At 41.8% G+C, this 19240-nt stretch carries 18 protein-coding genes; 7 read left to right on the forward strand and 11 right to left on the reverse strand.

The genetic code is table 11. The features are described 5' to 3' along the window. The first annotated feature begins 122 nt into the window (after nt 1–122). The 4 genes from hxlR (at nt 123) to ACQKKO_RS05255 (ending at nt 4371) form a co-directional block, all read left to right on the forward strand. Nucleotides 123–464: a transcriptional activator HxlR gene (gene hxlR / locus ACQKKO_RS05240; RefSeq protein ID WP_479824635.1), complete on the forward strand. Its 342-nt coding sequence runs from the start codon at nt 123–125 to the stop codon at nt 462–464. A gap of 190 nt (nt 465–654) precedes the next feature. After that, nucleotides 655–2094 carry a glucose-6-phosphate dehydrogenase gene (zwf, locus tag ACQKKO_RS05245; RefSeq protein WP_498645010.1) on the forward strand — a complete coding sequence of 480 codons (1440 nt, stop codon included), beginning with the start codon at nt 655–657 and terminating at the stop codon, nt 2092–2094. Nucleotides 2095–2120: 26 nt separating this feature from the next. Then, complete coding sequence (gene gnd / locus ACQKKO_RS05250; RefSeq protein WP_498645012.1) at nt 2121–3017, forward strand: phosphogluconate dehydrogenase (NAD(+)-dependent, decarboxylating); 897 nt, start codon at nt 2121–2123, stop codon at nt 3015–3017. 13 nt (nt 3018–3030) lie between these two features. Next, nucleotides 3031–4371 (forward strand): glucose-6-phosphate isomerase, encoded by a 1341-nt coding sequence (locus ACQKKO_RS05255; RefSeq protein ID WP_498645014.1) that lies wholly within the window; start codon nt 3031–3033, stop codon nt 4369–4371. A 103-nt stretch (nt 4372–4474) separates the two neighbouring features. Here ACQKKO_RS05255 and ACQKKO_RS05260 read toward each other — a convergent pair whose 3' ends face one another. The 6 genes from ACQKKO_RS05260 to ACQKKO_RS05285 all read right to left on the reverse strand — a co-directional run bounded on the left by ACQKKO_RS05260 (nt 4475) and on the right by ACQKKO_RS05285 (nt 11818). Beyond that, entirely contained in the window at nt 4475–7021 is a 2547-nt protein-coding gene (locus ACQKKO_RS05260) for an AAA family ATPase (RefSeq protein ID WP_498645016.1), read from the reverse strand. Between the two features lie 10 nt (nt 7022–7031). Beyond that, nucleotides 7032–7463 carry a hypothetical protein gene (locus tag ACQKKO_RS05265; protein ID WP_498645018.1) on the reverse strand — a complete coding sequence of 144 codons (432 nt, stop codon included), beginning with the start codon at nt 7461–7463 and terminating at the stop codon, nt 7032–7034. Between the two features lie 145 nt (nt 7464–7608). After that, nucleotides 7609–10278 (reverse strand): cation-transporting P-type ATPase, encoded by a 2670-nt coding sequence (locus ACQKKO_RS05270; protein ID WP_498645020.1) that lies wholly within the window; start codon nt 10276–10278, stop codon nt 7609–7611. Between the two features lie 105 nt (nt 10279–10383). Further along, nucleotides 10384–10935, reverse strand: a complete 552-nt coding sequence (locus ACQKKO_RS05275; RefSeq protein ID WP_498645021.1) for an NDxxF motif lipoprotein — start codon at nt 10933–10935, stop codon at nt 10384–10386. Next, nucleotides 10932–11501, reverse strand: a complete 570-nt coding sequence (locus ACQKKO_RS05280; protein WP_498645023.1) for a DUF1700 domain-containing protein — start codon at nt 11499–11501, stop codon at nt 10932–10934. The genes ACQKKO_RS05275 and ACQKKO_RS05280 overlap by 4 nt, the downstream gene beginning before the upstream one ends. Beyond that, on the reverse strand, nt 11498–11818 hold the full coding sequence (locus ACQKKO_RS05285; RefSeq protein WP_498645025.1) for a PadR family transcriptional regulator: 321 nt from the start codon (nt 11816–11818) through the stop codon (nt 11498–11500). Before ACQKKO_RS05285 ends, ACQKKO_RS05280 begins: the two co-directional genes overlap by 4 nt. Nucleotides 11819–11948: 130 nt before the next feature. Between ACQKKO_RS05285 and ACQKKO_RS05290 the strand changes: the two genes are divergently transcribed. Beyond that, nucleotides 11949–12557: a transglutaminase-like domain-containing protein gene (locus ACQKKO_RS05290; RefSeq protein WP_498645027.1), complete on the forward strand. Its 609-nt coding sequence runs from the start codon at nt 11949–11951 to the stop codon at nt 12555–12557. A gap of 6 nt (nt 12558–12563) precedes the next feature. Here the strand turns inward: ACQKKO_RS05290 and ACQKKO_RS05295 are convergent, their stop codons facing one another. The 5 genes from ACQKKO_RS05295 to ACQKKO_RS05315 all read right to left on the reverse strand — a co-directional run bounded on the left by ACQKKO_RS05295 (nt 12564) and on the right by ACQKKO_RS05315 (nt 17649). Continuing rightward, nucleotides 12564–13415 (reverse strand): M23 family metallopeptidase, encoded by an 852-nt coding sequence (locus ACQKKO_RS05295; RefSeq protein ID WP_498645029.1) that lies wholly within the window; start codon nt 13413–13415, stop codon nt 12564–12566. Between the two features lie 25 nt (nt 13416–13440). Then, nucleotides 13441–13746, reverse strand: a complete 306-nt coding sequence (locus ACQKKO_RS05300; RefSeq protein ID WP_498645031.1) for a WapI family immunity protein — start codon at nt 13744–13746, stop codon at nt 13441–13443. Between the two features lie 86 nt (nt 13747–13832). Continuing rightward, on the reverse strand, nt 13833–14396 hold the full coding sequence (locus tag ACQKKO_RS05305) for a flavodoxin family protein (protein WP_498645033.1): 564 nt from the start codon (nt 14394–14396) through the stop codon (nt 13833–13835). Between the two features lie 804 nt (nt 14397–15200). Further along, the gene (locus ACQKKO_RS05310) at nt 15201–16418 is read right to left on the reverse strand and encodes an amidohydrolase (protein WP_498645035.1); all 1218 of its coding nucleotides are present in this window, start codon (nt 16416–16418) and stop codon (nt 15201–15203) included. Nucleotides 16419–16431: 13 nt separating this feature from the next. Next, the gene (locus tag ACQKKO_RS05315; protein WP_498645037.1) at nt 16432–17649 is read right to left on the reverse strand and encodes an amidohydrolase; all 1218 of its coding nucleotides are present in this window, start codon (nt 17647–17649) and stop codon (nt 16432–16434) included. 124 nt (nt 17650–17773) lie between these two features. Between ACQKKO_RS05315 and ACQKKO_RS05320 the strand changes: the two genes are divergently transcribed. Beyond that, on the forward strand, nt 17774–18637 hold the full coding sequence (locus tag ACQKKO_RS05320; protein WP_498645039.1) for a LysR family transcriptional regulator: 864 nt from the start codon (nt 17774–17776) through the stop codon (nt 18635–18637). 65 nt (nt 18638–18702) lie between these two features. Next, entirely contained in the window at nt 18703–19224 is a 522-nt protein-coding gene (locus tag ACQKKO_RS05325; RefSeq protein WP_498645040.1) for a hypothetical protein, read from the forward strand. The last annotated feature ends 16 nt before the right edge of the window (nt 19225–19240 follow it).

Here is a 19240-nt window from a genome sequence, read left to right on the forward strand (position 1 = left end):
ATTCACTATTTACTAATCTGTCTAAAACACACTATACTAAGTACGTCACCAAATGAAAAGTACGCACATTTAACACATATAGTGCGGAAAAGTATACTATGGGTGACGAAGGATGTGAAAGTATGCCGAACTTAGGTGAACGGACATTTAACTGTGAGAAGGAACTAACATTGTCTGTCATAGGTGGAAAGTGGAAGATGCTCATTCTATGGCATTTAGGAAAAGAAGGAACAAAACGCTTCGGTGAGCTTAAAGCTCTTATGCCTGGTATCACACAGCGAATGCTTGTTAACCAATTACGCGAGCTCGAGGATCACGAGATTCTCCACCGAGAAGTGTACCCGGTTGTTCCACCCAAGGTTGAATATTCCCTAACAGAGCACGGAAGAAACCTCATGCCAATTCTTGATGCCATGTACGAATGGGGTAAGGATTATATTGAAAATGTGTTAGACAAAGAATAAGAAGAGAGCCACGTTCGTTTTGACTTTGGTCAAAGCGAGCGTGGTTTTTTTATCGTTTCTTTAAATTCATTTAGTATACTTTTCCACACTTCTTGCAAAAAAAGTGCGTACTTACGCAATTGAAATGAACGTTTTATACTGTGTGAGCACAGGCAAGCCAAAACCATTTTTCACGAAAAGGATGATGAACATGGATTCCATGTCTTTTATTTTATTTGGTGCAACGGGAGATTTAGCAAAACGAAAAATCTATCCCGCGCTCTTTAATTTGTATATGGACAACAAGCTTCCCGACGCCTTTTCTGTTATAGGAGTTGGTCGGGAAACACTCGATACAAAAGAATTTCAATCAACCGTTATTGATTCTCTTTATGAATTTTCAAGACATTCAACGGATGACAAAGCAAAGAAGCTTGCGTTTGTTCAGAAGCTCTCATATGTCAGCGTGGACGTCACACAAGAAGAAAGCTTCAATGAGCTGAAAGCCTTTGTTGAGGGTCAGGAGAAAGAAGCAGGACTTGGAACTAATCGCATATTTTATCTTTCCGTTACGCCAGCCTTATTTGATGTGATCACGACAAATATTAATAAAAGTGGGTTGGGTGACACGAGCGGCTGGAAACGAGTCATTATTGAGAAACCATTTGGACATGATCTCAACTCAGCTCGCGCATTAAATAGCACCGTCCTACGTGCCTTTAATGAGGATGAAATTTACCGAATTGACCATTACTTAGGAAAACCGATGGTACAGAATCTGGAGACACTGATCTCGGCCAATCCAGTGCTCCAATCAATTTGGAGCAACCAACTGATTGCGAACGTTCAAATTACGGCAAATGAGACAGTAGGTGTGGGCTCACGTGCCTCGTATTATGAGCATTCAGGTGCGATTCGCGATATGGTTCAAAATCACATGCTGCAGCTGGTCATGATGACAGCCGTGCGTACGTCCGAGAGGCAAAGCGTATCTGAGTTGCGAAATGAAAAGATCAAACTGATGAGTTCAATAGAGCCAACTTCTCCTGAAGACATTGTTCGTGCTCAATACACGCGACTTGCCTCGAAAGACGAGACACTCGTAAGTGGATATACGGATGAGCCTGGTGTAAGGAATGATTCGACAACAGATACCTTTGTTGCCGCTCGTCTCCAGATCAACACACCAACATGGCAGGGCGTCCCATTCTTTATTCGCACCGGGAAACGCCTTAGTAGTAAGGAAACGAAGATTGTTGTTGAATTCAAGGATTCATTAAATCTTAATCAAAATGCGAGTGATGCGGAGCCTAATTTACTCGTTATTCATATTAATCCAAATGACGGGGTGACGCTTCAACTGAATAGTAAGCACCCGCTAACAGGTAAACTCGAACCAATTAAGGTTGAATTTTCGGCTAGTCATAGAGAAACGCCCGAGGCATATGAATTTTTGTTAGCTGACGCGATTAAAGGCGACCCGACATTTTTTACACATTGGGATGAGGTTGAGCTCGCCTGGCAATGGATTCAACCGGTCCTTGAACAATTTGAATCAAACACGATTCCGCTTCATCACTATCAGGCTGGTACAAACGGGCCAGTGGCAGCAGATTCGCTGCTTAGCAAGCATGGCTATAAATGGTGGTAAACACATAGGAAAAGGAGTTTTTAACGATGCATATTGGATTAATTGGTTTAGGAAAAATGGGCATGAATTTAGGAAAAAACGTTATGGATCATACACATCAGGTGACTGCATTTGATGTGAATCCAGAGGCTGTGGAGAAACTTAAAGAATACGGAGCAACGGGTGCTGCAAGCATGCAAGAAGTAGTTGAATCCTTGCCACACCCTCGCGTGATCTGGCTTATGGTTCCTCATGGCGTCGTAGATTCTGTGTTGGCGGACATTCAGCCTTTGCTTCAAGCAGGTGACATTGTCATTGAAGCGGGTAATTCACATTATAAAGAATCGATTCGCCGATATGAGCTTCTAAAGGAGGATGGCATTCACTTTATGGATGTTGGTACATCTGGTGGAACGCACGGAGCCCGTTTCGGTGCTTGCTATATGATTGGCGGCGACCCAGAAGCATGGGCAATTGTTGAACCGTTATTTAAAGACACCTCCGTTGAACATGGCTATCTCTATGCTGGCAAAGTCGGAAGCGGGCACTTTCTGAAAATGGTGCATAACGGCATTGAGTACGGCATGATGGCTGCAATCGGAGAAGGATTTGAAGTCTTAGAGAAAAGTGAATTTGATTATTCCTACGAAGATGTAGCAAAAGTTTGGAATCATGGCTCTGTGATCCGCTCCTGGTTAATGGAACTAACAGAGAACGCTTTTTCAACAGACGCAAACCTTGATGGTATTCAAGGAGTCATGCATTCCTCTGGTGAAGGCAAGTGGACAGTGGAAACCGCACTAGATCTACAAGCAGCTACACCTATAATCGCGATGTCCTTACTTATGAGATACCGGTCACTTGAACAAGATACATTCACTGGAAAAGTGGTTGCTGCCTTACGTAACGGGTTTGGCGGACATGCTGTAGAAAAATCAAACTAAAGGAGAGATTTACATGACACTATCATTTCAATACAAACATGCCTTACCTTTTATGAGTGAATCTGAGATCGCATTAAGCCAAGAGCAAGTAAACGTTGCTCATCAAAAGCTTCATGAAGCATTCGGTGCCGGCTCCGATTATCTTGGCTGGGTGGACCTACCCACTACGTATGATAAAGAAGAGGTCCAACAAATTAAGCAAGCAGCCAAGCGTATCCAAAAACAATCAGATGCCCTGATTGTCATTGGAATTGGCGGCTCCTACCTTGGAGCTAGAGCCGCCATCGATGCCTTAGGACACAGCTTCCATAATCAGATGGGTGAACATACGGAAATCTATTATGCTGGACATAATATCAGCACAACCTACATTCTTGATCTCCTTGAGATGCTTGAAGGCAAAGACATCTCGATTAATGTGATCTCTAAGTCTGGGACAACAACCGAACCCGCTCTTGCGTTCAGGCTCTTCAGAGAATACATGGAGAACAAGTACGGCAAAGAAGGAAGTAAGGAACGTATCTACGTCACGACTGACCAGAAGCAAGGGGCGCTTAAGGAAGTAGCCGATACAGAAGGCTACGAAACCTTTGTTATCCCGGATGATGTCGGGGGCAGATATTCCATTCTTACAGCTGTAGGCTTACTACCCATCGCTGCGGCTGGCATTGATATTGATCAAATGCTTCTTGGAGCGGCTGCTTCAGCAGAGAAATACAACAATCCCAACGTCTTAGAGAATGAATGCTACCAATATGCGGTTGTTCGCCAAGCCTTTTATAACAAAGGAAAAGCCATTGAGCTTCTAGTCAATTACGACCCTCGACTGCATTATCTAGCTGAATGGTGGAAGCAGCTCTTTGGGGAAAGTGAAGGCAAAGACCAAAAAGGGATGTTCCCAGCGGCCGTTGACTTCTCAACAGACTTACATTCGATGGGCCAATACGTCCAGGAAGGACGCCGGAATCTCATAGAAACCGTTCTTCAAATCAAGCAGGAGAACAAAGATCTTCACATCAAAGAAGAAGACTCAAACGATGGTCTCAACTATCTATCAGGCAAAACATTAGCCGAAGTAAACCAGTCAGCCTTTGAAGGAACCTTGCTCGCTCACATCGATGGAGACGTTCCAAATCTAGTGATCGAACTCGACGAGCTAAACGCCTTCACATTCGGAGAACTGATCTACTTCTTTGAAAAAGCATGCGGCATTAGTGGCCACCTATTGGGAGTCAATCCATTTAACCAACCAGGAGTGGAAGCCTACAAGCAAAACATGTTTGCCCTGCTCGGGAAGCCCGGGTATGAGGCGGAGCGTGAGGTGATTTTAGAGAGATTGGGGAAGGGTGAGTAAAAATCGCTTTCTTTCTTACCTAATAAAACAGTTGTTATATTATCCAAATACGTAAAAGCCTAATGGTATTGTAAACAATACCATTAGGCTTTTCTATTAAGGATTAAAATTGTCCACGGACCACATCGTCATCTATTTTCTTAAATTGATCAATCGCCAAATCCTGATCAACTAACCATACCTTATGGTTCTGGACCAACTGTTCTGCATAGTTTCGTGCCCACCTAGCATTTGCTTTCTCATGGTTTTCTAGGCTTGAATAGGTTTCAATTACCTTTGATCTTAGGAGAGGAACATTTACTTCCCACTGATCGGTAATTATTTTTTCTACAATCGTTGCAATGTCATCTGCACTGTAGTCAGGAAAAATGATATTTTTTGGGATGCGAGAGCGCAACCCAGGGTTAATTTTTAGGAATTCTTCCATTTCATTTGTATACCCAGCTAGAATGACAATGAACTTATCACGGTGATTTTCTAGATAGGTTAATAAAGTCTCAATTGCCTGCTTACCGAAATCATTTTCGTATTTATTTGCCAGTTGATAGGCTTCATCAATAAACAGAACTCCACCCATTGATTGTTCTAGAATATCCTTTGTTTGCTTTTCTGTATGACCGATATAAGAACCTACAAGGTCTGATCGCTCTACCACTTTAACATTTGAAGTTGGCATGATATCCAAATAATAAAAAAGTTGTGCAATGATCTTTGCCACCGTTGTTTTACCTGTACCTGGGTTCCCTGAAAAGATCATATGATACGATGGTTTGCTTGAGAAAGTTCCACCATCCATTAACATCTGATCCACTTTCACTTCCTTCGTTAAGCGATGCACAAATTGTTTAACATCGTCCAATCCAATCAAGTCATCTAATTGGTGAAGAAGTTCGGTTATTTTTTCTTCCTTGTTGTGCTTTTGCTTACCTTTTAACACAGCTAAATCCTCTTCAAGTATCGTTTGTGTATCCTGATTATTACTCTTAACTACACGGTTAGCGAGAGCAATTAGTATTTTCTCATTAACATTTCTAACCCACCTCGCATTGCTCTTGTCCATACTTTGGTTATATGACCACTGGACGATATCTTTGTATTTATTCTCGTCTACATTATAATCTTGTCTTATTAGATCTTTATAACCAATTTCTACAATCTCCATGGCAGTATAATCTTCGAAATGGAACTCATTTGGAATTCTAGATTTTAATCCACTGTTCAACTTTAAAAATTGGGACATTTCATCTGTATAACCAGCAAAGATGATCATCAAGTTATCACGATTTTCCTCCATGAACGTGATGATGGTATCAACAGCTTCCTTCCCAAAATCTGTAACTGATTCACTATAAAGAGAATAGGCTTCATCAATAAATAAAACCCCGCCCTTACTCTTATTAAGAACCTCTTGTGTGATAAGAGCTGTTTCACCAATATGTTGACCAACCAAATCCTTCCTTGTCACTTCAATAAACGTATTCGAAGGTATAACTCCTAGTTCATAAAAGGTTCTACCCAGAATTCGTGCAACAGTTGTTTTTCCAGTTCCAGGATTCCCTAAAAATAATGAATGAAGTGTAACTGGAACTGTATTTCTCCCTTCTTCCTTTCTACGCTGATTAAACTTCACCGTATTAACAAACTGATTAATTTGGTCTTTCAAATTGTTAAGCCCATAAAGGTTATTCAACTCTTCTAATCCACGAGACGATTCTGCCTCTCTTTTATGATCATGTGTGGTTTCTTTCTCAAGGGTAGCTGCAGCCTCCTTATGCTCAGCCATTTCAGAAGGTTCGCTTGAAGGTCCATGAAAGCGAGCTCGTAAAGGTTCAGATGGTTGTTTCTCTTCTTCGCCCTCATACAATTTTTCGGTTACATCAATAGTAGACTGCTTGTCAAAATCAATCCTATAGCTTGGGTTATCTGAACCCCTTATTTCCTTAATTGTTAATGTGGCTCGCTTAGAATAAAACAGCATCTCTCCACTATCAGAATGAATGAGTTCAAATTCAGCACTTGAACCAGAATCGATCTCTATACTTTCAATGACATTTGCACTCTTATTGCGCGCAAAATAGGTAATCCCCTTAGCCGTTAGGTTTGAATCCTTCTCCAACCTTATTTCTCTTTGTAATTGATTATTAAAAGATTGAACACTCGACTGTTCAATCAACATAGAGCTAACAATGGATGAACGTACCTCTACATTTGATTGTCCATATATACCTAGCGCATAATTCTTATCGTCTGTAAGATTTATCTCGCATGCAACTATCCTTACTTTAGAGTCATTACAGTACATGGAAAAATAAGTTCGAGTCATCTCACTATTTAATATGACCTTGTGAAGTTCTACAGTTGCCCCATTATGTATAGCTAATGCATTTCTATCAGTAGAAGCATTTAACGTAAGATTTGATAGACGTATTCTTTCAGACCCATCAATGACAAAGGAGCCTTTAATCACAGTCTCACTTGGTTCTTTTCCTACACCTCTAATATCAAGATTTGCTATTTCATAAAAGGTGAATCCCTGTGGGAAATGATATTCGCCAGGAGATAAAAAGATAATATCCCCTTTATTACATAACTGCAAAACTTGCTCTAACCCTCTTTTTGAACCTTGCTTTATCTTCCATATGTTTTTCATGTAAATCCACCTACCTAGACATTTTTTGGGCATTATAAATTGACAAAATTAATCCAATAACACCTAAAACAAAGGTATATTTCCATACAATGATAAAGAATATGAATTTTAGTACATTCACAACAAGAATAAACATGATACTTTGACTATTTGTTAGATTCTTATACGTTGGGTATAGTAGAATATAAACAAAACGAGCGGACATTATGAATTGGTTTGCAACTGTACCAATAAGTATGACAGCAAACGGGAATAGGACAAGATTTACTGAATCAATGAGTATTGAATTACTTCCAAAAAACAAATCGACAATCATAGAAAATACGTATGCTAGAACCCAAAATTTAATGGATTGTAATGTAACGAAGTTCTTCAAAACGGAGAAAATAGTAGATTTTGAATGAACTGATTTTGTTCCAAACCATTGTTCTGTTCTTTCCAAAAATATCACTCTTTTCTATTATTTTTCTAATACTAAGTATATTACTATTGTTAGAATCGTTAGTCGAGTGAAGTGGCTAAATGATTTAAACCACTCATCTATTTACATTTCTGTACAAAAAAAGCTAGAAGTGATTTTTTCACTCCTAGCTTTTTTTCCTTCTCTCCACCACACTCTTCGTAATACGCTTCTCAATCTCGACAATCACAAACACAGCGAGTCCCATCAAGATTGGAATGCCCCACTCGGTTAAGGTTAGCGGTGTGGTTTGGAAAATGGTGTTCATGAAAGGCAGATACGTAATAGCTACCTGCAACACAATTAACATACCTGCCACTAGAAAAGCCATCTTGTTTGTGAAGAAGTCTTTGTTAAAGGCAAAACCAAGCTCACTCCGGCAGTTAAATAGATGGAACAATTGAGCCATGACAAACATTTGCAGGATAATCGTTTGATGGGCCCCATTGTGATAGCCTTGGTTTTGCAAAAAGGTGTTCATCCAAAGGGTTCCAATTCCAATTAAGATGGAAACAAAGGCGATTCGAAAAGCGTAGTAAGGAGACAATAGCCTAGCCTTTGGATCCCTTGGTGGCCGGTTCATTGCACCTTCCTCTACTTTTTCAAAGGCAAGCCCAAGGGAGACCGTCACCGATACCACCATGTTCACCCAGAGAATTTGGACAGGTGTGAGCGGCATGGTCATTCCGAGAAAGATACTTGCAATGATGAGTATGCCCCCTGCTCCATTTGTCGGTAGGATAAACAGGATCGTTTTCTTAATGTTATCGTACACGCGTCGTCCTTCTTCAACTGCATGGACAATGGTCTGGAAGTTGTCGTCCGCGAGCACCATTTTCGCAGCGTCCTTCGTTACCTCGGTCCCCTTAATCCCCATCGCTACGCCAATGTCAGCACGCTTTAAGGCAGCCGCGTCATTCACGCCATCACCAGTCATTGCACAAATATGTCCAAGCTTCTGCAAGGCTTTTACAAGTCGTAGCTTATTTTCTGGACTTGTTCTGGCAAATACATGCGTTGTTTCTGCTGCATGTTCCAGTTCTTCATCAGTCATTTTATCTAAGTCACGACCTGTTAAAGCGGTTTGACCATCACCAATGCCTAATTGCTTTCCAATGGCTTTTGCAGTATCAGCATGGTCTCCTGTAATCATTTTTACTTGAATGCCTGCTTTAAGACAGGTATCTACGGCTTGCATCGCTTCCGCACGCGGAGGATCAATGATTCCTGCAATACCGAGAAAATAGAGCCCGTTATCTAAATCATGATGCCCAAGCTTCTCTGTCTTGGAGTACACCTTTTTATATGCCGCTCCAATGACACGTTCCCCAACACGTGCCCGCAGAGACATCCGCTCCTCCCAATACGCACGGTCAAAGTCAGCCTGGTTATGTTTAGCCACCATCTCAAACACTCGGTCAGGCGCACCTTTTACAAAAATGTATCGTTCTGCGTTGATCTCTGCAAGCACAGCCATGTACTTATAATCCGAATCAAATGGAATTTTAGAAATGATTGTGTAGCTAGGTAGCTCCATATCTGACTTTCGACCAAGCGTTAGAAAGCATCCATCTGTTGGGTCTCCATCAATGGTCCAATGATCTGTTTCGTCCTGCCGCAGGTTTGCATCATTACATACCTGCACACAAGTGAGAAAATGCTGTAGGATTTGATCTGCATCTTCCGTCCGTTTATTATCCTTCAGCTTAATCTCACCCGTTGGCGCATAGCCAGTCCCTGAAACCTCATAAGTCGCTGAGGTGGTTTCAACATTGGTTACGGTCATTTCATTTTTAGTGAGTGTGCCTGTTTTATCAGAACAGATCACAGAAACCGAACCAAGCGTCTCAACTGATGGAAGGCTTCGTATTATGGCGTGTCTCTTAGCCATCCGACGCACACCAATTGCAAGAATAATGGATAAGACAGCCGGTAGCCCTTCTGGTATCGCCGCAACAGCTAGCGTAATAACCGATAACAACAGCTCTCCTGCCGGAAACGACCGGACAAAGTAACCAAATACAAACATAAGTACGGCTACACCAACAACAAAAAGGGCAATCGTCCGGCCAAACCCGCTAATTTGGCGAAGCAAAGGTGTTTGTAGATCCTCTACCTCAGACATAGCCTCATTAATTTTTCCAAGCTCCGTTTTCGAACCCGTAGCCGTAACGATACCAACTCCACTACCTGCCGCAATGGATGTGCCGGAAAACGCCATATTGACGCGGTCATTTAATACTGTGTCTGGTTCTAGCAACATGATCTGCTTATCTACAGCTGTTGATTCACCCGTTAAGGCAGATTCCTCTACACGAAGATTATGCACCTCAACAAGTCTTAGATCAGCTGGAACCTTGTCTCCAGCACTAAGGATTACAATGTCACCCACTGCTAACTCTACCCCGTCGACTTCTTGACGCTTACCGTTACGTTTTACATTCGCCGTGGAACTAAGAAGCGCTTTAATTCCATTTAACGCCTTCTCCGCCTGATTTTCTTGAAAAAATCCGATGAACGCATTAATGATCGTTACAAGCACGATCACCGTTGTATCAATAAAGTGTCCTAAGATCGCTGTAATGACAGCCGCTGCAAGCAACACATAAATTAACACATCATTAAATTGGCCTAAAAATTTCTTCAAACTGGATTCCTTTTTCTTTTCAGGAAGCTCGTTTCGACCGTCAGTCTCTAACCGCTTATTGGCTTCATCGCTCGTTAACCCAGATTGAACTTTAGTTCCGAGTTGACGCTCGATCTCGTCAATCTCCATGTTAAACCACTTATGTTCCATTTTGCTCACCTCTACTCGCTTGTCTCTCGGTTAGTATGCTCCTAGATAAATGGAACATGCGAACAGAAGAAAAGGCTGCTCTCGTTGATGAGAGCAGCCTTTTGATTATGGTTTAAATGCCGTGGTTTCAATGCCTTTTTCCTCAAGGAATGCTTCGATTTTCGCTTGTTCTCTTCCAGTAACATTGTCCGGGATATTGAAAACAGACGTCCAATCTTCCATTTCTTCCATCACAAACGCATTAGTACTTGATACATAAGAATAGATTCTTAGCGTATCAACCTCGTATCCATCCGGTAAGGTATTCTCATCGATGTAGTCAGAGAAATTGTCGTCGTTCCTCTTTAACTGTCGATTCACTTGCTTCATGAGATCTTGTTCATCCTTACCTGAATCCTCAAACATTCTTTCCATTAACTGAAACTGAATGTTCGATAATTCTCCAAACGTATTTAAATACATTGTTAAGCTATCCTTCATCTCATCCTCTGGGATCACTTCGTCTACTTTATCCGACTCAAACACGGTATCTGGAATCTCAACATCCTCTAAATCAATCATTTCAGTATCTTCATCCGCAGTATCTTCAATGGTTTCTTGATTACATCCTGTCAGAATGGCTAACCCTACAACCAGACTAACCCACCATTTTTTCATATCACTCTCTCCCTTTTTAGTAAGGATGCATTCCATTTAAGATGACGAATAAATAAGGATACCAGTGCTTTTGCGATGAGATAACCGACGACCGCAAGTGCTGAGCCAATGACTACAGCTCTTGTCACCTCTGTGATTTCCTTTAACGTAATCATATCGAAGCCGTATATAAAGCCCATCACAAGTAAGATGACAGGAGATGCAATCATAAGTGGTACAGCAATGACAAACGCAAAAACAACGGGAGATACGAGCAGTAAGAGTCCAAAGCATAAGAACATCACAAATAAGTTCCACATGCTTAACCCACCAATGGATAAAACCGCGTGAAATAAGTGAGACAGGCTTTTCTTCTCTTCCACCCTTTGAACGGCATGCACTGCATTTAATTCCTTGGCAAGCTCCTTAGGATTACCCAGCTGCCGCGAGACTTGTTCAGCATTCACACTGTCCTGTTCTCCTTCTTTAAAGTGCATCGCATACTCTCGGATGATCTCATTCTTCTCTTGCTCCGACATATACGTTAAGTGCATCCGCAATGTCCTTAAGAACTCACTTTGCTTCAAATCTCTCCACTCTCCTTAATAAAAAAGTCGATAATCGCAGCAAACTCATGCCAATCGCTCTTTAGCTGAATCAGCTTTTCCTTACCTGCATCCGTTATGTGATAATACTTCCGAATTGGCCCCTCTGCCGAAGGTTTTTGATACGTTGAGACGTACTCATCCTGAACCAGTCGCTTTAAAATTGGATACACCGTGCCTTCTGATATGCTCATTTGATTTGAAATCTTTTTAATAAGCGAGTAGCCATATTCATCGTTCTGGTTGATGATTAAGAGCACCAACAATTCCAGAACACCTTTTTTAAACTGTGCGTTCATTCCATACCACCAATATGATTTTATCTTCATTTACAGTATATGGTACACTACTATACAATGCAAGGTAGCAAAACATTTTTTTTACTTAAAATGTAAAGTTCGTTATCATATAGGAACAGGAAGGGAGATGATGCAGTTGAAATGTGAGACAACGGACCTGGATCAATACTGTTGTGAATTACCTGAAGTGAACTTCAGCCATCCTCTTATTCAAGAAAAAAGCACCGAGCTCTTTAATCGTGCGCAAACGGATCTGGAAAAAATAGAGCGTGCATTCACTTTTGTGCGTGATGAAGTTGCTCATTCATGGGACATTCAAAGCGAACGCGTGACGTGTGAGGCATCGGAGGTCCTTCTTTATAAAGAAGGAATCTGCTACGCAAAATCAAACCTGTTCGCAGCGTTACTTCGCTCGCAAGGTATTCCGACAGGCTTTTGTTATCAACGCTTGATGCTGTTTGATACTCTAGCTGGTGGCTATTGTATACATGCGCTTAATGTGGTTTATATAAAGTCACTAAATCGATGGATAAGACTAGATGCCAGAGGAAATAAAGAAGGAATTAATGCGCAATTTCAGATTGAGCATGAGAAATTAGCCTTTCATGTGGATGAAGCATTGGACGAAAAGGACTATCCAATGATCTATTCCAAGCCACACCCAAACACATTGGCTGTCTTAAGAGAGCATACCAATGCATTGGATATGTATAGGAGGTTTTTACCAGAAGCGTTGTGAAGGATGTTAACAAACAAAGTCTCCTTTAATCGGTTCGTCATTCGCAAATGTAATACGAATTGATTCAGCCTTATTAATATCGAAGGAGTTCATTACTTGAAAATGAATATGAGGTTCAGTTGAGTTTCCGGAATTTCCACATCTTCCAAGGTACTGTCCTTTTTTCACTTGATCACCCTCTTTTACACTAATGGACTCCTTTTTAAAGTGAGCGATCAAACTGTATTCCTGATGTTCATGTTCAATGACAATAAAATTACCCGGTACATTCTCTTTGTCTACTTGTCCCGGTTCATTATCAATCATGTAATTTTGAACAGTTAAAACCGTGCCCTCGGCTGGAGAAACGATAGGACTATTAAAAGCGTAATAATCTGAATTTGTAAGGCCGTCGTACTTATATGTAGAATGATCCTTTAACTGTACTAAATCATAAGCATATCTTTGACTCGTTAACTCGTAATGATAATTAATGAACACATTGCTGCCACCCCAGAAGACAAACCACTCACTATCAACGGGCATGATATACTCATTTTTTGTATAAATACGATCATATTTAGGATATATATTATACGGTGATAATAAGAAACCGACGATTTGTTGGCTAGAGTCAAAATAAACATTAACTGCTTTATTCTCCTGGTTATCTAACCAAACGTATTGAGTCACATGATCAGGATTTAAACATTTGTTAAGTAGCTTGTACCCTTCTACTCCTTTATTAAAGTCTGTTCCTAAATGACAAAATTGCTCTAAAGTAACTAACCGTTTAAACTCTTCTGAGGTTGTATGATATATCTTTTCGTATTCCCCTTCATGCCAGCTTGCTATGAAACCTTCATGATTTATGGTCATATCGTCTCCTCCAGTATCATGTTATTTACTCGATTACTTTCTTCAACCCTTCAATCAATCTCGGTAGGTAACTTTGATCAAGCTGAAACTCAAAGGTAAGCTGATTGTCTACACTTGGCAGCTCTTGAATTGTCCCCTCTACGTGCAACTGTCCAAGTGTGAGGAAGGTCACTTTAAGGAACAACGAGTCATCCCGATTTGTTAAGGCAACCGTTCCCTTTAATTCACGATGCATTTGCTTCAGTCCTTGATACCATTGTTGAATATCCATAGAGGGTATGTATATCTGTGCATGTTGTACACTGTAATGACCACTTTGGACCGCGACCACACACTCAACCTCTTCCTCCTCTGTTAGTGGCGGGATAGCTAGTTCAATAAACTGATTGCGAGCTCCAAGTAAAACGCGTTCTCTGTCTATAACTCATTCTCCATTCTTTTCTTTAGTACTTCCCCAAGCTCACGCGCTTCTTCTAACGCCTTTTGATCCATTAAAATATCATTCGGTTTTGAGCCTTCACCTAAGAGAAATCCCTTGTAGTTTAACCCAATGAATCCGCAGGTGTATATGAATTGTTGCACGAGTGGCATGCCTTTTTCTCGAGGGTGATCTCCGCCTACAGCGATGATATACGCATCCTTTTTGCTCATTTTCTCTTTAAAATGTGGGTAGCGCTCGTCACGTACCGTTTGAGACCAACGATCAACAAATCGCTTCATCACACTGGTCATCCCGTACCAATAAATCGGCGTTGCAAACAGTAAGACGTCACACTCGAGCATTTGATCAATGATTTTGTTGTACTCATCCTCTACTGGCGAAAAACCTTTCGCATCGTGCCTTTGATCGGTAATGTCTTTGAATTGATAGTCTACTAGATTGATTCTCGTTACATCCGGAAGCTCTTTAACAACCTCCTCGGCCAACCGCTCTGTGTTCCCATTTGTACGCGTACTTCCATAAATGACACCAACCTTCATTTCATCACCCCACGAAAATATATAGTTTTTGTCGAAAAAAGGAATATGACCAACTTTATCTAAATTCAATCATAATTTAATTGTAATGGTATGTGGGATTTAGTTCCAACATTTTAACTTAAATAGAGTTTTAGGTTTTTACATTATATGTTTGGAAGTACCTTTGATAAATGTCTAATACTCCTTATTGAGTCGGGGCTTCTTGGTAAAGGTGGAGATGTTCTTGTTTGGCGTGCTTTTCTTCTTACTGCTTACCTCAATGTTCTTGCTAAACGGGTCCTCTTCTTGGTATCCTCCGCTTTCTCCTTGTTATCAGCATCTGTTTCTTGGTTGACCCCCGCTCCGGGCTTGGTTCTTCTCCCTTTCTTCTTGCTAACGCTTCTTTTTTCTTGCTTAAATCTGCGTTTAGCTTGGGATTCACAGCTTTCTTCTTGATGTTTGGATCTTTTTGATCTGCCTCTTTCAGAAAGAACTAGTGATAGCTCATATTCTTCACTGAGAGGGGGATTCTTGGTGAGGAGGCATAAGCTCTTGGTCAACGGGCCATTTTTCTTACTACTCACCTCAATGTTCTTGCTAAACGGGTCCTCTTCTTGGTATCCTCCGCTTTCTCCTTGTTATCAGCATCTGTTTCTTGGTTGACCCCCGCTCCGGGCTTGGTTCTTCTCCCTTCCTTCTTGCTAACGCTTCTTTTTTCTTGCTTAAATCTGCGTTTAGCTTGGTATTCACAGCTTTCTTCTTACTAACACCCATCTACTCCACAAAAAAACTAGAAATCACCTAATGATTTCTAGTTTGCATACCTTATTCTGCTCCTTCAAACGTCACTTTTCCCTGAAACAACGTCATCTTCGGTTTCACACGTCTTGCCACCATTTCGGCTGTTGATTCGGCTGGTACGAGGATCAAATTCGCCTCTGCTCCTCGTTTTAGCCATGCACTACGTCCGTCTTTTTTCTCGATGGCTGCTCGTCGATCTGTAATGTAGTTTAAGCTTTGAGCGAGCTCCCATTCGTCCGTCCATTTTGAGGATTCGGCAAGTCGGCTGACTCTCTCAATTAGATCACCGTTTCCAAATGGGGACCAGAGGTCAAAGATGTTGTCACATCCAACTGCTACCTTGACGCCTTGTTCTTCTAAAAAGGCAACAGGTGGATAGGGGCGGCCAATTGGGACACTTGTGACGATGGTGATACCTGCTTTCTTTAACCAGTCCGTAGTATCTTTTAGTTGGGTTGTCGGGAGGTCTGCGAGTCCAAAGGCATGACTAATGAATACGTCTTGCTGAAGCTCTGCTTCTAATACGAGCTGCGCCAGTCTTTTCATTGTAAAGGTTCCAAGGTAATCCGCATCATGAAGGTGCAGGTCGATTCCTACTGCATAATCCTTTGCGAGTGTGACCATTGTTTGCAGAGATTTTTCGATGTCTCCATCTACACTTGCTGGATCCACTCCGCCTATATATTTCACCAGATCGTAGCTGAGTGCTTTTTTTAGAAGTTCAATCGTTTCATCTACTAAAAGTCCATGCTGGGGAAATGCTACGATCTCAATGTCTAATTTATCCTTAAACGTTTCGATTGCTGCCATAACTTCCAACAGATTTTGAAGTCCGACCTCCGGATAGATATCCACATGTGTACGAACATGTGTGACACTACCCTGTACATACGTTTCAAGCAGTCGCTCTGCTCGCTCCTGTGTAGTGGTCTCAAGGTGTGGCAGGATGGTTTTCTCCATTTCAAATCGTTCAAAAATAGAATGTACTTTCTTCACCGGACGCCATCTTTCTCCGAGTAATGTTTTATCGAGATGGCAATGCTTTTCAATCAGTGAGGGTAATAAAAGTTGTCCACTGCCCTCTATGACCGAAGCTGCATCATCCAGTTTTTGATCGGCGGATATAACTTTCTCCACCAGTCCGTCTGCAATCTTCACATGGACTGCCTTTGTGTTTGTTCCCGCATAATGCTTGTCCTCTACATGAAAGCCTGTCTCAATTCTTACATCCTTCAACCACATTCGATTCTCCTCCTTATTCATTCATTGCGTTCACAGTCATGTTGCCTTTAAACCAAACAGCCTTTCGCTTCGCTCGTCTTGCTACGGCTTCTGCGGTGCAGCTCGCATCTACTAAAACAAAGTCAGCAGGAGAGCCAACATTCGGCCATACTCGGTTCCCTTCTTGATCAAGCGGCGTCATTCCACCTGTTATAAAAGTGAGTGCCTGATGAAGTGACTCTTCTTCCTTGTGTCCAAACCGCTCAGCGAACACTGCGGCCTTATCTAAGCTATCTCCTGTTCCAAACGGGGACCAGTGATCGGTGATACTATCGGCTCCAAATGAAACGGACACACCCTCTTTATGTAAAAGAGGAATCGGGATGGTTTTTCCGGGTGAAACCGTTGAGGTGATATCAATATGTTGAGCGCGCAGCATGTGAGCCGCTTCTACCACTTCTGCCGTGTGCAAGTCGGCAAGCGCCAATCCATGACTAATCGTCACACGTCCTTGCAGCTTTGCTTCTTCAGTTAGAGCAGCTAGTCGCTTCATCGTAAATAATCCTAGATGACCACTGTCGTGAAGATGTAGATCAATTCCCGCATCTGCACTGACAGCAAGCTCGACCATCGTTTGAAGCGAACGTTCAATATCGCCATCAATGCTTGCTGGATCCACTCCGCCCACATAAGCGGCTCCATTTTTTAACGCCTCTCGCACAAGTCCTGCTGCCGCGTCTCGAAGTAAGCCTTGCTGCGGAAAGGCAACGATCTCAATGTCAGCCATCATTTGATAGGTTTCCTTTGCTGCAAGTGTCGCCTCAAGCTGATGCAGTCCTTCAACCTGTCCGACATTACAATGCGTACGGATTTTTGTTGTGCCCTGGCGTACGAGCAAATCAATCAGTCCCTCCGCGCGTTCCTGAGCTACAGGACGAAGCTCAGGGAGTAAGACTTTTTCCTCCTCTAACCGCGTGAGAATCCCTTTTTTCGCTCGCGTTGGTGCCTTCCAAGGTCCTCCGTAAAACGTTTTGTCGAGATGAATATGCATATCTCTAAATGAAGGTAAGAGCAAGAAGCCTTTTGCATCAAAAAGAGGCAGATCCTCAATTGGAGGTTCCTTTTGTATTGCGACGATGGAGCCTGATTCAATTTTTACGTAATAAGGTTTAGTCTTCGTACCAACTACCTCTTGATCTTCATAAATGAAACCTGTTTCAAGCGTGACTGGGCCAATCCAATGTGTAGACATATTTTGCGTGTCCCCCTTACAACTCTTTATATAAATCCTAGCACACGTGTAAGAGATTTCATTATATGAATAAAATGGAGTAAAGTAAGGTTTAGCATATATGAAACGGCAAGGGTGATTTTAAGTGGACCTTAAGCAATTACGTTACTTTAAAGAGATTGTTGAGCAAGGGAATATTTCCGCTGCAGCAGAGAAGCTATACATGTCCCAGCCTCCACTCAGCCAGCAGCTGCGAGCTCTAGAGCAGGAGCTAGGCACGTTGCTATTTGACCGCAATGGTCGAAAGCTTGAACTAACAGAGGCAGGTTGCTCACTCTACCAATACACTGAAGAAATTTTGCAGCTTACAGAAGAAGCGAAGCAGCATACGCGGGATGTGGGAGCAGGGCTAAAAGGTACCTTAAGCGTGGGGGTTAATACCTTCTCATCCAATGAATTACTAGAACAGCTTCAGCACTTTCATTCGCTCTATCCAAAGGTTCATTTAAAGATCCAGCAAAACGAATCTGGACACTTATGTCAGCTTGTAAAGGACCGAAAACTAGAGCTTGCGTTGATACGTCTGCCACTCAATTTAAGTGAGTTTGAAGTCTTACATATCAAAGATGAGCCGTTTTACTTTGTGACATCAAGTGACTCGCCACTTGGTGAAACGATCACCTGGAAGCAGATCGCAGATTACCCATTTATGTTGCCAAGCACAGAGGGACTAGGAGTCTATTCGCTCATACGTGAACGTTTAGCTAAAAGGGGCGTACACCAGCCAGTTGGTGAATGCTCCGACATCCAGCTTTTAAGTCAAATGATTGCAAACCACATGACAAATGCCATTGTGCCAGAGGCCTTTGTGAAACAGACTCAAAACGCACGATTGAAGGCATGTAAAATTGAAGATGACGAGCCGTTTGCATCACCAATTGCTCTAATTTGGCTGAAGGGGCATACGCTTTCTAAGCCTGCGGAAAGATTAATAGAGGGGTTAAAATAAAAGAAACCAAGCCCCACTTTCTTCGTATAGTAGGTATAAGAGTTTGGCAAAGGGGCGGTTCTTACATGGATACCTATTCATTGCTTCGCAAAGGGCATGAATTTCTAGTACACGATTCAGACGGAATTGAATTAGCTGATGTTCGCGTTTTAAAAGCAGATGCGTACGAAAAAGGACATGCATTCATCTACACACAACACTCAAATGACGAGTCCATTCATATAGGAATTAAAAAAGGACGCCTGTTGTTTGCTCAATATGACTATCGCATTGGAAATCACTCCTATTCTCTTCAGGACCATAAAGGAAAATCACTTATCTATTACGCTGTTTCAGGAATAGTAGATGGTAAGACAATTTACATAGAGGAAGATTGGGACGGCGGTTTAGAGTTAAAGGTTGAAAAAGAAAAAATCGCTAAGTTAAAGCCATTTCAAGTACGAAAAGGGGCAGAAATAACCTTTATTTGTGGGAAGGAGCAAGCTGTCTTCCTTCCTCTCCTCACCCTTTTTTACTTCATGTTTCAAATCTACAAGAAAGAAGTAGCGTTTGTGGAGGACTTGATTGAAGAGGCGTTGGAGATGTGAAGAAGTCTCGCGTGTT

The organism is Alkalihalobacillus sp. NPDC127517, assembly GCF_050276055.1.
Lineage (GTDB): Bacteria > Bacillota > Bacilli > Bacillales > Bacillaceae_D > Alkalicoccobacillus.

Coding starts and splice junctions, on each gene's coding strand:
- ACQKKO_RS05325 (WP_498645040.1), top strand. CDS start 18,703: ATGGATACCTATTCATTGCTTCGCAAAGGGCATGAATTTCTAGTACAC.
- ACQKKO_RS05315 (WP_498645037.1), bottom strand. CDS start 17,649: ATGTCTACACATTGGATTGGCCCAGTCACGCTTGAAACAGGTTTCATT.
- ACQKKO_RS05270 (WP_498645020.1), bottom strand. CDS start 10,278: ATGGAACATAAGTGGTTTAACATGGAGATTGACGAGATCGAGCGTCAA.
- ACQKKO_RS05310 (WP_498645035.1), bottom strand. CDS start 16,418: ATGTGGTTGAAGGATGTAAGAATTGAGACAGGCTTTCATGTAGAGGAC.
- ACQKKO_RS05290 (WP_498645027.1), top strand. CDS start 11,949: ATGCAGTTGAAATGTGAGACAACGGACCTGGATCAATACTGTTGTGAA.
- hxlR (WP_479824635.1), top strand. CDS start 123: ATGCCGAACTTAGGTGAACGGACATTTAACTGTGAGAAGGAACTAACA.
- ACQKKO_RS05260 (WP_498645016.1), bottom strand. CDS start 7,021: ATGAAAAACATATGGAAGATAAAGCAAGGTTCAAAAAGAGGGTTAGAG.
- zwf (WP_498645010.1), top strand. CDS start 655: ATGGATTCCATGTCTTTTATTTTATTTGGTGCAACGGGAGATTTAGCA.
- ACQKKO_RS05275 (WP_498645021.1), bottom strand. CDS start 10,935: ATGAAAAAATGGTGGGTTAGTCTGGTTGTAGGGTTAGCCATTCTGACA.
- ACQKKO_RS05295 (WP_498645029.1), bottom strand. CDS start 13,415: ATGACCATAAATCATGAAGGTTTCATAGCAAGCTGGCATGAAGGGGAA.
- ACQKKO_RS05305 (WP_498645033.1), bottom strand. CDS start 14,396: ATGAAGGTTGGTGTCATTTATGGAAGTACGCGTACAAATGGGAACACA.
- gnd (WP_498645012.1), top strand. CDS start 2,121: ATGCATATTGGATTAATTGGTTTAGGAAAAATGGGCATGAATTTAGGA.
- ACQKKO_RS05285 (WP_498645025.1), bottom strand. CDS start 11,818: ATGAACGCACAGTTTAAAAAAGGTGTTCTGGAATTGTTGGTGCTCTTA.
- ACQKKO_RS05255 (WP_498645014.1), top strand. CDS start 3,031: ATGACACTATCATTTCAATACAAACATGCCTTACCTTTTATGAGTGAA.